The 12,648-nt window shown below is 70.7% G+C and carries 16 protein-coding genes; 5 read left to right on the forward strand and 11 right to left on the reverse strand.

The genetic code is table 11. The annotated features are described in order from the left end of the window. Window positions 1-61: 61 nt before the first annotated feature. The 10 genes from ACZ6SD_RS18030 to rpe all read right to left on the reverse strand — a co-directional run bounded on the left by ACZ6SD_RS18030 (window position 62) and on the right by rpe (window position 6,515). Window positions 62-223, reverse strand: coding sequence for a hypothetical protein (locus ACZ6SD_RS18030; protein ID WP_465318064.1), 162 nt, complete (start codon window positions 221-223; stop codon window positions 62-64). Between the two features lie 273 nt (window positions 224-496). Continuing rightward, entirely contained in the window at window positions 497-994 is a 498-nt protein-coding gene (locus ACZ6SD_RS18035; RefSeq protein WP_465318065.1) for a Rieske (2Fe-2S) protein, read from the reverse strand. A gap of 305 nt (window positions 995-1,299) precedes the next feature. Beyond that, window positions 1,300-1,647 carry a type II toxin-antitoxin system PemK/MazF family toxin gene (locus ACZ6SD_RS18040; protein ID WP_465318066.1) on the reverse strand — a complete coding sequence of 116 codons (348 nt, stop codon included), beginning with the start codon at window positions 1,645-1,647 and terminating at the stop codon, window positions 1,300-1,302. After that, window positions 1,634-1,864, reverse strand: a complete 231-nt coding sequence (locus ACZ6SD_RS18045) for a ribbon-helix-helix domain-containing protein (protein WP_465318067.1) — start codon at window positions 1,862-1,864, stop codon at window positions 1,634-1,636. Before ACZ6SD_RS18045 ends, ACZ6SD_RS18040 begins: the two co-directional genes overlap by 14 nt. Window positions 1,865-1,874: 10 nt before the next feature. Further along, complete coding sequence (locus ACZ6SD_RS18050) at window positions 1,875-2,318, reverse strand: PH domain-containing protein (RefSeq protein ID WP_465318068.1); 444 nt, start codon at window positions 2,316-2,318, stop codon at window positions 1,875-1,877. Continuing rightward, window positions 2,315-2,812: a 6,7-dimethyl-8-ribityllumazine synthase gene (ribH, locus tag ACZ6SD_RS18055; RefSeq protein WP_465318069.1), complete on the reverse strand. Its 498-nt coding sequence runs from the start codon at window positions 2,810-2,812 to the stop codon at window positions 2,315-2,317. Before ribH ends, ACZ6SD_RS18050 begins: the two co-directional genes overlap by 4 nt. Then, entirely contained in the window at window positions 2,809-4,080 is a 1,272-nt protein-coding gene (locus ACZ6SD_RS18060; RefSeq protein WP_465318070.1) for a bifunctional 3,4-dihydroxy-2-butanone-4-phosphate synthase/GTP cyclohydrolase II, read from the reverse strand. Before ACZ6SD_RS18060 ends, ribH begins: the two co-directional genes overlap by 4 nt. Then, entirely contained in the window at window positions 4,073-4,726 is a 654-nt protein-coding gene (locus ACZ6SD_RS18065) for a riboflavin synthase (RefSeq protein WP_465318071.1), read from the reverse strand. The genes ACZ6SD_RS18060 and ACZ6SD_RS18065 overlap by 8 nt, the downstream gene beginning before the upstream one ends. Continuing rightward, complete coding sequence (ribD, locus tag ACZ6SD_RS18070; protein ID WP_465318110.1) at window positions 4,695-5,759, reverse strand: bifunctional diaminohydroxyphosphoribosylaminopyrimidine deaminase/5-amino-6-(5-phosphoribosylamino)uracil reductase RibD; 1,065 nt, start codon at window positions 5,757-5,759, stop codon at window positions 4,695-4,697. Before ribD ends, ACZ6SD_RS18065 begins: the two co-directional genes overlap by 32 nt. Window positions 5,760-5,852: 93 nt before the next feature. After that, window positions 5,853-6,515: a ribulose-phosphate 3-epimerase gene (gene rpe, locus ACZ6SD_RS18075; protein ID WP_465318111.1), complete on the reverse strand. Its 663-nt coding sequence runs from the start codon at window positions 6,513-6,515 to the stop codon at window positions 5,853-5,855. A 75-nt stretch (window positions 6,516-6,590) separates the two neighbouring features. Between rpe and ACZ6SD_RS18080 the strand changes: the two genes are divergently transcribed. The 5 genes from ACZ6SD_RS18080 to ACZ6SD_RS18100 all read left to right on the forward strand — a co-directional run bounded on the left by ACZ6SD_RS18080 (window position 6,591) and on the right by ACZ6SD_RS18100 (window position 10,985). Next, entirely contained in the window at window positions 6,591-7,247 is a 657-nt protein-coding gene (locus tag ACZ6SD_RS18080; protein ID WP_465318072.1) for an MOSC domain-containing protein, read from the forward strand. Between the two features lie 8 nt (window positions 7,248-7,255). Further along, on the forward strand, window positions 7,256-7,708 hold the full coding sequence (locus ACZ6SD_RS18085; protein ID WP_465318073.1) for an NUDIX hydrolase: 453 nt from the start codon (window positions 7,256-7,258) through the stop codon (window positions 7,706-7,708). Window positions 7,709-7,981: 273 nt separating this feature from the next. Further along, window positions 7,982-9,646: a peroxidase family protein gene (locus ACZ6SD_RS18090; protein ID WP_465318074.1), complete on the forward strand. Its 1,665-nt coding sequence runs from the start codon at window positions 7,982-7,984 to the stop codon at window positions 9,644-9,646. 145 nt (window positions 9,647-9,791) lie between these two features. After that, entirely contained in the window at window positions 9,792-10,196 is a 405-nt protein-coding gene (locus ACZ6SD_RS18095; protein WP_465318075.1) for a DoxX family membrane protein, read from the forward strand. A gap of 96 nt (window positions 10,197-10,292) precedes the next feature. Beyond that, on the forward strand, window positions 10,293-10,985 hold the full coding sequence (locus ACZ6SD_RS18100) for a DNA alkylation repair protein (protein WP_465318076.1): 693 nt from the start codon (window positions 10,293-10,295) through the stop codon (window positions 10,983-10,985). Between the two features lie 7 nt (window positions 10,986-10,992). Here ACZ6SD_RS18100 and ACZ6SD_RS18105 read toward each other — a convergent pair whose 3' ends face one another. Next, window positions 10,993-12,615 (reverse strand): alpha/beta hydrolase, encoded by a 1,623-nt coding sequence (locus ACZ6SD_RS18105; RefSeq protein WP_465318077.1) that lies wholly within the window; start codon window positions 12,613-12,615, stop codon window positions 10,993-10,995. Between the last annotated feature and the right edge of the window lie 33 nt (window positions 12,616-12,648).

Consider the following 12,648-nt stretch of genomic DNA (forward strand, 5'->3'; position numbering starts at 1 on the left):
ATGCGACGGCGAAGACAACGGCCCCTCAGCGACGCAGGAGCCCGGCGCCGAGCGTGGTCGGTCACCCCGCTGACCGGAGCAGGGCAAAGCTCACGACCGCCGCCGCGAGCAGGATGACGCCGATCAGCGCCCACCAGCCGCCGTTCTTGCGGTCGTTCAGGGCGCAGATACCGAGAATCAGGGCGACCAGGCCACCGGTCACCAGCGGCTTCGCGGCGCACATCGTCGCCAAGCTGGGCCACTGATTTCCGCAGGGAAGCCAGGGAAGCCAGGGAAGCCAGGGAAGCCAGGGAAGCCAGGGAAGCCAGGGAAGCCAGGGAAGCCAGGGAAGCCATTGTCTCGGCGGAATCTCACTCGGGGAACCGCCGTGGGCGGATTACACGTCCCGGTTCAGGGGATTTCGGGAAAAATCAAGGGCAATTCGAGGGGATGTCGGTGGCCTCCGAGAGCCGGATTGTCCCGGAGGCCACCGATGGGTGCCGGGTAAAGCGCCGGGTCAGGCGAGGACGACGTTGGCGCCGTCCACCTTGACCGGGATTTCCTTGAGGCCGGTGGTGGCCGGGCCGCCCTTGAGGGCGCCGGTGGCGCCGTCGAACTTGCTGCCGTGGGCGGGGCAGGTGATGGTGCCGCCCGCGGGAGCGGCCACCGTGACGCCCTTGTGGGGGCAGGTGGGGTCGAGGCCCTTGACGGTCGAGCCGGAGCGCACCAACAGGACCTTTTTGCCGGACGGGCCGTCGACCAGGACACCGCCGCCGTCGGGGACGTCCGCCAGTGCCGTGAGGGCTCCGCCGCCCTGGGTGGCCGAACCGGGCGCGCCGCCGCCGGTGGTGGTCGTGGTGGTCGGGGCCGAGCCGGTGTCGCTGCCGCACGCGGCGACAACCGCGGCGGGGGCGACCAGGGCCACCGCCAGGCCGCAGAGGACCTGCCTGCGGGAATGCGGTTCGGGGTGCACGGACGGTGTCGGGTCGGTTGTGATGGTGTCGACAGCAGTCACGCCTAGCCTCCTCGGGAACGGGAGAGAACAGGGTTACACCGGGGGCTACGCGAACGGGCGCGGGACGGTTCACCCGATACGCGCAATTAACAATGCCATTCGGCCGCCCGACGTCAGAAAAAGGCATCGAGGCAGGTCACGGATAACGCACCCGCCAAAAAGGGCACCGAGGCACCAGCGTGGCGAACCCGCGGCGCGAGTCGGCTTGGCGGACAGCGGCAGGCGAACCAAGCGGCAGGCGAGGTGGCCAAACGGTCGCCCCGGGGGAACACGGCGCCGCGCGGAGGCGAAAGCGGGCGGGTGCCTCAGAGCCCTAAATGGGTCCGCAGGGCGTCGTCCAGGCGGGCCAGCAGGGCGGGCGGGACGCGACCGAGGCGGCGGCGGAGGCGGGCGGTGGCGATGGAGCGGACCTGCTCGGCCTGGGCCTTCGAGTCGGTGACGAGGCCGCAGTCCGCGGCCGGGAGCAGGACTTGGAACGGGAAGACGCGACTGGTGTTCGACGTGATCGGGACGACGGTCACCACGCCGCGGCCGGTGCGCTGGGCTACCTGGTTGGCGGCGTCGTTGCTCACGATCACGGCGGGGCGGACCTTGTTCGACTCCGAGCCGAGAGTGGGGTTGAGGTCCACCAGGTGGATGTCACCTCGGCGCATCGGCCGGGCCGTCCGCCGCCGTGACGGCCCAGATTTCCGCTTCTCCGGAGGACTCCCACTCCTCGAACGCCTGGGCGTACTCGTCGCGCATCGATGACTCGCGCAACAGGTTGATGGCGATCTGGATCACCGACGAGCGGTTGGACACGTCGATGCGCGACGAGTACTCGTCGATGAAGCGGACGTCGTCCTCGGGAAGGCTCACACTGAGTTTCATACTGACGATGCTACTCCGGGTGGGACTGGACGTGCCACTGCGCGGCGCGGTGGAGTTTGCGCAGCTCCCGGATGGCCGTGACGGCGCGCTCGCCGTCGATCGACTGCACGGCCATGATTGGCACGTACTCGTCGTCCGGCAGCTCCAGCCTGGCCCACGCCGCGCCGTCGGGGAAGCTCACCGACTGCACGATCGACCAGGGGTAGCGGGTGCTGCCCAGCAGGTTGCGCACGGTCACGCCCTCGGCGTCCGCGCTGACCCTGGGCCGGGTGAGCCACAGCGCCCCGCAGGCCAGCAGGACGCCGATGCCCGCCATGGCGATCTGGTCGGAGAGCTGGAAGTACACCCCGGTCGGGGTGTTGCGCAGCAGCACGGCGACCACGGTGAACACCGCGACGAACACCACGGCGAACGCGGCGGAGACGAACCGGACCTTGCGGGGACGCGCGGTCACTGGAAGCCCCGCTCGGTCCACGGCTGGCGCACGCCGCGCACTACCAGCGCGGTCTCCAGCGCCGCCGCGCACGCCTCGTAGCCCTTGTCCTCCGTCGAGTCCGGCAGGCCGCACCGGTCGAGCGCCTGTTCCTCGGTGTTGACCGTCAGCACGCCGTTGCCCACCGGCGTCGACTCATCCAGCGAGACCCGGGTGAGACCGGCGGTGACCGCGTCGCAGACATACTCGAAGTGCGGGGTGCCGCCGCGGATGACCACGCCCAGCGCGACGACGGCGTCGTGGTGCTTGGCCAGTTCCTGGCAGACGACCGGTAGCTCGACCGCGCCGGGCACCCGGACCACGGTCGGCTCTGCGATGCCCGCCTCGCCCGCCGCGACGAGGGCGCGTTCCAGCAGCTTGTCGGTGATGGCCGCGTGCCACTTGGTGGCCGCGACGGCCAGCCGGACGCCCTCGCACCGGGGCACCCCCGGCTTCGGCCTGCCTTCGCCGCTCACGCCTTGTCCTCTCCGCCCGCGCCCGCGGCCCCGGTGGCGCTGCCCTCGTAGTGCTCCAGGTTGCCCAGCTCGTGGCCCATGCGGTCGCGCTTGGTGCGCAGGTACCGCAGGTTCTCCGGGTTCGGCCAGACCGACAGCGGCACCCGGTCGACCACGGCCAGCCCGTAGCCCTCCAGGCCGACCCGCTTGGCCGGGTTGTTGGTCAGCAGCCGCATCGACTTCACGCCGAGGTCGGCCAGGATCTGCGCGCCGGTGCCGTAGTCGCGGGCGTCGGCTGGCACGCCGAGCGCGAGGTTGGCGTCCACGGTGTCCGCGCCGTCGTCCTGAAGCTGGTAAGCCTGCAGCTTGTGCATGAGGCCGATGCCGCGCCCCTCGTGGCCGCGCATGTAGAGCACGACGCCGCGGCCCTCGGCGGCGACGGCCTCCAGGGCGGCGTCGAGCTGCGGGCCGCAGTCGCAGCGCAGTGAGCCGAAGACGTCGCCGGTGAGGCACTCGGAGTGCACGCGGACCAGGACGCTCTGGCCGTCCTCTATGTCGCCGTAGACGAGGGCGACATGCTCGATGCCGTCCAAGAGGCTGTCGTAGCCGACCGCGCGGAAAACGCCGTGCGCGGTCGGGATGCGGGCCTCGGCGACCCGCGCGACCTGCTTCTCGGTGCGCCTGCGGTAGGCGATCAGGTCGGCGATGGTGATCAGCGCGAGGTCGTGCTCGGCGGCGAAGACCAGCAGCTCGTCGTAGCGGGCCATGTCGCCCTCGTCCTTCTGCGACACGATCTCGCAGAGCACGCCCGCCGGGCCGAGCCCGGCCATCCTGGCCAGGTCGACGGCCGCCTCGGTGTGGCCGGGCCTGCGCAGCACGCCGCCCTCCTTGGCGCGCAGCGGGACGACGTGGCCGGGCCGGTTGAAGTCCTTGGCCGTCGACGCCTCGTCGGCGAGCAGCCGGATGGTGTGCGCGCGGTCGGCGGCGGAGATGCCGGTGCTCACGCCTTCCCGGGCGTCCACGGTCACGGTGTACGCGGTGCCGCGCGCGTCCTGGTTGGTGTGGAACATCGGCGGCAGGTCGAGCCGGTCGCAGACGGACTCGGGCAGCGGGACGCAGATGTAGCCGGAGGTGTAGCGGACCATGAAGGCCAGCAGCTCCGGCGTCGCCTTCTCAGCGGCGAAGATCAGGTCGCCCTCGTTCTCGCGGTCCTCGTCGTCCACGACGACGACGGCCTTGCCTTCGGCGATGTCGGCGATGGCGCGCTCGATGGCGGCGAAGTCACTCACCCGGGGTCTCCTGTTGCTCGGTGCTGTCCCCAGTGTCCCCCCGGGGCGGGGCGGACAGGTGCGGGCCTGCCAGCTTCTCCACGTACTTGGCGATGACGTCGACCTCAAGGTTGACCTTGTCGCCGGGCTTGCGGACGCCGAGCGTGGTCGCCCGGAGCGTCTCGGGTATCAGGCTCACGGTGAACCAGTCCGGTCCTACCTCGACAACGGTAAGGGACACGCCGTCGACGGTGATCGAGCCCTTCTCCACCACATACCGCGCGAGGTGCGCGGGCAGGCTGATCCGGACCAGGTCCCAGTGCTCGGACGGTTCGCGGGAAAGCAGCGCGCCGGTGCCGTCGACGTGGCCCTGCACGATGTGGCCGCCGAAGCGCTGGCCGACGGCGGCGGCGCGCTCCAGGTTGACCACGTCGCCCTCGGCGACCTTGTCGAGGCTGCTGCGAACCAGCGTCTCGCGCATGACGTCGGCGGTGAACGCGCCGTCGCCCAGTTCCACGACGGTCAGGCAGACCCCGTTGACCGCGATCGAGTCGCCCTGTTTGGCGTCGCTGGTGACCAGCGGCCCCGCGATGGTGACGCGCGCGGCGTCCGCGAGGTCCCGCACGGCGACGACCTCACCGCGCTCCTCGACGATGCCCGTGAACACCGGCTCCTCCTCTAGTTCCGCGGTTCTGCTGGTTCTGCTGATTCCTCGCTGGCACGGCGGAGATCCGCACGTCCGGCCCGCACATGGTGACCTCTTCGACGGCGAACTTGTGCGCCCCGGTGATGGTCGACACGCCCGATGCGCCCAACGCCACAGGCCCGGCGCCGAGCAGGACCGGCGCGACGTAGGCCAGGATCCGGTCGATCGCGCCCGCCTCGGCGAACGCGCCCGCCAGCGTCGGGCCACCTTCCAGCAGCACGTCGACCACGCCGCGTGCGGCGAGCTCGGCCAGCACCTCGGCGGGGTCGTGGGTGCGCGCGCGCAGCGTCTCGGCCGCGTCGTCGAGCACCTTCGCCCCGGCGGGCAGGTCTCCGTGTCCCACGACCACCCGCAACGGCTGCCGGGGCGCGGGTGTTCCATCCTCGGCGCGGGCGGTCAGCGCGGGGTCGTCGGCGAGCACGGTGCCGCGGCCGACCATGATCGCGTCGACCTTGCGGCGCAGGTCGTGGACCTCGGCGCGGGACGCCGAGGAGCTGATCCAGCGGCTGGTGCCGTCGGCGGCGGCGACCCGGCCGTCCAGGGTCGCGGCGTACTTCCAGGTCACGTGCGGGCGGCCGGTGCGGATGTGGTGCAGCCAGGCGCGTAGCGGCCCACGCGCGACCTCTTCGGCCAAGAGCCCGCCGGTGACGGCCACTCCCGCGTCGGCGAGTACCTTCGTCCCGCCCGCCGCGACCGCGTGCGGGTCGGACACCGCGTAGACCACCCGCGCGACGCCCGCGGCGAGCAGCGCCGCGGCGCATGGCGGCGTCCGCCCGTAGTGCGCGCAGGGCTCCAGGGTGACCACCGCGGTGCCGCCCCTGGCCCGCTCCCCCGCCGCGCGCAGGGCCACGACCTCGGCGTGTGGGCCGCCGGGGGGCTGGGTCTCCCCCAGCCCGGCGACCTGGCCGCTGGCGTCGAGCACGACACAGCCGACCGGCGGGTTCGGACTGGTCAGCCCGCGCGCCCGCTCGGCGCGCGCGACCGCGGTCCGCATCACCGCGGCCAGGCTTTCCTCCACCCCGACAGTCTCGCAGGACCCGGCGATACCCTCGCAGCCGCCCGCCGAGCCGCGTTCGGCCGCCGAAGATCAGGCGAAGCGGTGGTTGGCGTTGCGGGCCTGGTCGCGCAGGGCGGCGACGGCCTTGGCCGGGTCGTCGGCGCCGTAGACGGCCGAGCCCGCGACGAAGCAGTCGACCCCCGCCTCGGCGGCCTGCTCGATGGTGTCGGCGTTGATGCCGCCGTCGATCTCGACCAGCAGCGTGAGGTGGCCGGTGTCGACCAGGTTCCGCGCGGTGCGGACCTTGCCCAGGACGTCGGCGATGAAGCTCTGCCCGCCGAAACCGGGCTCGACGGACATGACCAGCAGCGTGTCGAACTCCTTGAGGACCTCGACGTACGGCTCGATCGGGGTGCCGGGCTTGATCGACAGCCCGGCCTTGGCGCCCGCCGCGCGCAGGTCCCGGGCGATCTTGACCGGGTCGGCGGCCGCCTCGACGTGGACGGTGACGTTGTGCGCGCCCGCTTCGGCGTACCCGACGGCCCAGCGGTCGGGGTCCTCGATCATCAGGTGGCAGTCCATCGGGATGTCGGTCACCTTGAGCAGGGCTTCCACGATCGGCAGGCCGAGGGTCAGGTTCGGCACGAAGTGCGCGTCCATCACGTCGACGTGCAGCCAGTCCGAGCCCTTGACGGCGGCGACTTCGTCGGCGAGGCGGGCGAAGTCGGCGGACAGGATGCTGGGGGCGATCATGGGAGCGTTCGACACAGGTAGACAGCATAAGCGCGCTACCAGCGGGGTCCCGTGGCCGGTAGGTTCGGAGACGTGATGACCGAGCCACCGCGGGTCCTGTCCGTCAACGTCGGCGTTCCTCGGCCGATCACCGCGAAGACCGGGTTCAGCGCCATCGACAAGCGCCCGGTCGACGGCCCGGTCGAGGTGTTTGCCCCAGGAGCGCGCGGCGCGAGCGGGCTGCGCGGCGACGCCATCTGCGACGCCGAGCACCACGGCGGCCCGGAACAGGCCGTCTACGCGTACGCGCGCGAAGACCTCGACCGCTGGGAAGCGGAACTGGACCGCACGCTCACGTCCGGGTCGTTCGGGGAGAACCTGACCACTTGCGGACTGGACGTGACCGGGGCGGTGATCGGCGAGCGGTGGCGGGTCGGGGACGATCTGCTGCTGCGGGTGACCGCGCCGCGGGTGCCGTGCCGGACGTTCGCGGTGTGGCTGGACCGCCAGGGGTGGATCAAGACCTTCACCGAGGCCGCGGTGCCCGGCGCGTACTTCGAGGTGCTGCGGCCGGGAGCGGTGCGCGCGGGCGACCGGGTCGAGGTGGTCGACCGGCCCGCCCACGGGATCACGGTCGGGCTGGTGTTCCGCGCGGTCACCCTCGAACCGGACCTGCTCCCCCGACTGCTCGAAGCGGACGATCTGCCCGAGAGGATCCGCGCGAAGGCCGTCCGGCGCCTGGCGGCGCGGTGAAGCGGTCGATGCGGGTGGCGGCCTACGCCGTGTGCGTCGAGGAAGAGAAGGTGTTGCTGGCCCGCTGGGTCGGCCGCACCGGCAAGAAGTGGACGCTGCCCGGCGGCGGCATCGACCACGGCGAGGACCCGCTGGACGCCGCGGTCCGCGAGGTGGCCGAGGAAACCGGCTACCAGGTGGAGATCGAGGCGCTGCTGGGCATCGACACCGTGCGGCGCACTTTCCTGCGCACCGGTCTGCGCAAGGCGCTGAGCCGGGACGGCGTCGCCACCGACTGGCACGGCCTGCGGGTGGTCTACTCCGGCCGGATCACCGGCGGCGAGCTTCGCTTCGAGGAGAACGGCTCCACCGACATGGCGGCCTGGGTCGACCTGTCCGAGGTGGCCACGCTGGACCGGACCGACTTGGTCGACGTCGCGTTGCGACTGTCGCGGCTGCGGCCGCCGACCGGTCGCGCCTGATCACGGGCAACGGAAGCCAGCGGAATCGCGACAGCTTCTAACATCCCCAACGCCACACCGCAACTTTTGGTACTATTTGGCATCGGGAGGATTCAGCAAGGGGGAAGGACCGGTTTCCTGGGGAGGGAACCGGACTCTTCAGGCAGTCGACAGGGAAAGGTCGCACAGGTCGGCCGCGCATCCCCGTCTCCAATTGCCATCCTCGCGGGTGAAACAGGACGCGCTCTGGGCGAGCGCTTATTTGGCGTGCCCAGAATTGATGATGGGGGTTTTATGAGAAAACACGGGCGCGACAGCTTCTTCGTCGTCGGCGAAGGAGTGCTTGAGTTCGACGCCAATGGCGAGCCGACGGCATCGCAGCCCTCGACCGCCGAGGAGCTGCGGCGTTTCCGCTTCTCCCGGCTCGGCCCCGAGGGCCCGCAGACCGACGAGGCGACCAGGATCGCCTTGGCCACCGCCATCACCGCCGGGGGCACGCAACTGGACGACCCGGCGGTCCCGGCGGGATTCACCTACCTCGGCCAGTTCGTGGACCACGACCTGACGCTGGACCGCACCGAATCGCAGCTTGGCGAGGACGTCACCCTCGACGAGCTGATGCAGGGCCGCTCGCCCGCGCTCGACCTGGACTCGGTGTATGGCCGCGGCCCCACCGACCGGGACGACCGCAAGTTCTACGCCGCGGACGGCGTGAAGCTCAAGATGGGCACGACGGCCGGAGTGGATTTCCCAGAGGGCGACGGCGGGGTCCGGATTGACATGGAGGGCTTCGACCTGCCTCGGGTCGGCGGCAACACCGGGACGCGCGCGGACCGGCGCAAGCCACTGATCCCCGACACCCGCAACGACGAGAACCTGGTGGTCGCCCAGACGCACCTGGCGTTCATCCGGTTCCACAACCGCGTGGTGGATGACCTGGCCCTCAAGGGCGTCTCCGAGCGGCGGCTGTTCGAGATGGCCCGGGGGCAGGTCGTGCGCCACTACCAGTGGATGCTGCGCACCGACCACCTGCCGCGCATCGTGGATCCAGCGATCGTGGACGACGTGTTCACCAACGGCCGTCGCTTCTTCGAGGTGCCCGGCCGCGGCGGGTTCCCGCGCGGGCTGCGCCCGACGATGCCGATCGAGTTCGCGGTCGCGGCCTACCGCTTCGGCCACAGCATGGTCCGGGGCGCGTACCAATGGAACCGGGTGTTCCGCAGTGGCGGCCGCGGCCCCATCGCCACGCTGGACCTGCTGTTCGCCTTCACCGGCATCAGCGGCAACTTCCAGGGTGGCTCGCCAGCGCAACTGGACGACCCGAACTCGGGGACCCTGGACCGGCTGCCCACCAACTGGATCGCGGACTTCCGCAGGCTCTACGACTTCACCGAGGCGGGCCGTCCAGACCTGGCCGCCCCGGCCGCCACCGGTGGCGGGAACGTGGCCAAGCGGATCGACAGCCTCCTGGTGAACCCGCTGACGCAGTTGCCCGCGGGCACGTTCGACGGCCGGGGCACGACGTTCCCGGAGATTCAGCGCAATCTCGCTTTCCGCAACCTGACCCGGGCCAACATGGTCCGCCTGGCCACCGGACAGCAGATGGCGCAACTCTTCGGTGTGCCGCCGTTGACCGCCGAGCAGCTTCTGCAGGGCAACCAGGGCGCGGACATCGGCCCGCTCACCGACGAGCAGGAAACGGCGATCACGACGGCGACCCCGTTGTGGTTCTACATCCTGCGGGAAGCCGAGTTCAACAACGGAAAGCTCGGCGCGGTCGGCGGCCGCATTGTCGCCGAGGTCTTCCACCGCGCCATGGAGGGAAGCCGCACCTCCATCGTCCGCGAGCCGTCGTGGCGACCCACGCTCGGCCCGGACAGCAACACGTTCCGCATGACCGATCTGCTGCTGTTCGCTTTTGAGGGCAAGGCAGACCTGCTCAACCCTCTCGGCGACTGACAGCAGCCCGTCCTCTCCATCGACTCCCCCGCGTCAGGAAATTTCCACACGGATCAGGGAGCTGTCGATGTCCATCACACACCACACTGAGGTCGAGGAAAGCAGACCGGAATCACCGGAAGGTTTATGGCCCCGGGTCGAGCGAGTGCTGGGGCAGGTCGCGTTGCCCGCCCTGCGCGTCTCGCTCGGCCTGGTGTTCCTCTGGTTCGGCGTGCTGAAAGCGACCGGCGACTCACCGGTCGCCGATATCGTGCACGCCACGCTGCCCTGGCTGGACGAGAGCGTGCTGATGCCCGTTCTCGGCTGGTTCGAGATCCTGCTCGGGGTGGCCCTGCTGATCGGGAAGCCGCGGCGGCTGGCGCTGGTCGTCGTCGCGGCACACCTCGCGGGCACTTTCCTCGTGTTCATCCAGGCTCCGACGCTGGTGATGACCGACGGAAATCCGCTACTGCTCACCACCACCGGTGAGTTCGTCCTCAAGAACATCGTTCTCATCGCCGCCGCGCTGGTCCTGCTCGGCGTGACCGGCAGGCGCGGCAAGGCGGCGTGAGCGGCCCGAAATCGGGCCACGGACGACGAAAGCGCCCCACCGCCCCACCGGTGGGGCGCTTTCGCGTTTCCGCGACTGTCGGTCCTGGGGAGTAGCTTGCCCAGTGTGGACAGTGAGTTGGTCGAAGCGGCGCGCCGGGGCCTGGCCGCGGTCGCGGACCCGGTGAAGGCGCCGGAGATGCGGCGGTACATGAAGTCGGACATGCCGTTTCGCGGTGTGCCCAAGCCCGCGCGGGCGGCGCTCGTGCGCGACCTGGTGGCCGAGCACGCTGTGGCCGACCGCGGCCAGTGGCTCGACGCGGTCACCGCGCTGTGGCGCGGCGCCGAGTTCCGAGAGGAGCGTTATGTCGCGCTCGATCTGTTGGGGCACAAGCGGTACGCGCACTGGGTCGCGGTCGACCTGCTGCCGCTGCACGAGGAGCTGATCGTCACCGGGGCTTGGTGGGACTTCGTGGACGAACTGGCCGCGCGCCACGTCGGACCGCTGTTACGCGCCAACCGGGAAACGCTGACGCCGGTCCTGCGGGACTGGGCGACCGATCCGGACCGGTGGAAGCGGCGCACCTCGGTGATCTGCCAGCTCGGCGCCAGGTCGGACACCGACACGGACCTGCTCGCCGCCACCATCGAGTCCACTATGGACGACCAGGACTTCTTTCTGCGCAAGGCGATCGGCTGGGCGCTGCGCGAGTTCGCGAAAACGGAACCGGGGTGGGTGCGCCACTTCGTGGACACCCACCCCGGGCTGTCACCGCTCTCCCGCCGGGAGGCGCTTAAGCACCTGAGCTGACCGCTCCTCAGCCGCGCGCGCCGACGATGATCCGCTGGAGGTCCGCGCGGGTGAGGTCACCCGACTCCGAGGCGGCGGTGCGCTGCTGCCCGGCCGCGGCCGGGTCCGGCTGGGGCACCGGGTCGCACTGGCTGTCCGACCCTCGGCCCGGCTTGCGAGCGGGCAGCTTGCCGGTGGCCAGATAGTCGGCGATCTGGTCATCGATGCAGGCGACGCCGTTCAGCGAGCCGGAGTGCGTGGTGCCGCCCACGCCCTCGATGAGCACCGACTTCGGGAAGCGGTCACGGGTGGCCAGGCTGCCCGGATAGGGGGTGGCGGCGTCCAGGGTCTCGTTGATCAGCAGGATGGCCGGGGCCTTCGACCCGTTGACCTCCACCGGCTTGCCCGCGCCCGCGCCCCAGGTCAGGCAGGGCGCGTTGAACCAGGCGTTGCCCCAGGTCTCGAACGGGGCGCGCAGGAAGGTCCGCCAGTTGTCCGCGCGCCAGCGGCTCCACTTGGTCGGCCACTGCACGTCGGTGCACTGGGTCGCCAGGTACATGGCGTAGCTGTTGTCCGAGCCCGGTCCCTGGGGGTTGGCGTCGTCGTAGAGCTTCTTGAGCGGAGCGAAGTCGCGCTCGTTGACCCAGGCGGAGAACGCGGCGGCCACGTCCGTCCAGCCGAACACGTAGTACCCGGCCTTCAAGAAGACGTCGGTGAACTCGTCGGGGCCGATGACGCCGCCCGCGGGCTCGGTGATGAGCCGCTTCTGCTCGGCGTAGAACAGCCGCTCGATGTCCTCGCCGTCGGCGCCGAGGTGGTAGACGGCGTCGTGCTTGGCGACCCAGTCGAAGTAGATCTTGATGTTGCGGTCGAAGGCGACGTCCTGGTCGAGGTTCGCCTGATACCAGACCTTGCGGGCGTCGATGTTGCCGTCGAGGACCATCCGGCGCACGCGTTCGGGGTAGAGGGTGCTGTAGACCTGCCCGAGGTACGTGCCATAGGAGAAGCCGTAGTAGGTGATCTGCTCCTGTCCCAGCGCCTTGCGGAGAGCGTCGACATCGTTGACCGTGTCGACTGTCTTCACGTGGTCCAGCAGATCGCCGCCCGCGGCGTCGCACGCGGCGGCGTACTTCGCCGACCGCGCCAGCCAGGTCCGCTCCAACTCCTTGGTGACCGGCACGTAGGGCGGCCGGTTGTACCCGAAGTGGTCGCCCGCGCAGGCGAGGGCGGGCTGGCTGGCGCCGACGCCACGCGGGTCGAACCCGATCCAGTCGTAGGCCAGGCCCGCCTGCTTGGGCACGAACTCGCCGAGGACCGACAGCATCACACCCGCCCCGCCGGGACCGCCCGGGTTGGTCACCACGACGCCCTGGTACTGCTCGGCGGGGACCTTGGCCTTGATCCGCGACACCGCGAGCTTGATCTTGGGTCCGTCCGGGCGCGCGTAGTCCAACGGGACCTCAAGGAAACCGCACTGCGCGCCGCGCCGCGACAAAGCTGGACTCGCGCATTTGGCCCAGGCGATGGGCGCGGGGTCGTAAGCCACCTGGCCCGGCGAGGTTTCCCCTGGCGCGGCCAGCACCGCGGGCGCCATGGCCGCACCAGCGGCCACGGTGACGGCGGCGGCGACTACCGCCACGATTCTCTTCACTCATGCCCCTTTTCGTCGTGGTCGTCCGCGCGG

Source organism: Actinokineospora sp. NPDC051303 (assembly GCF_055586285.1).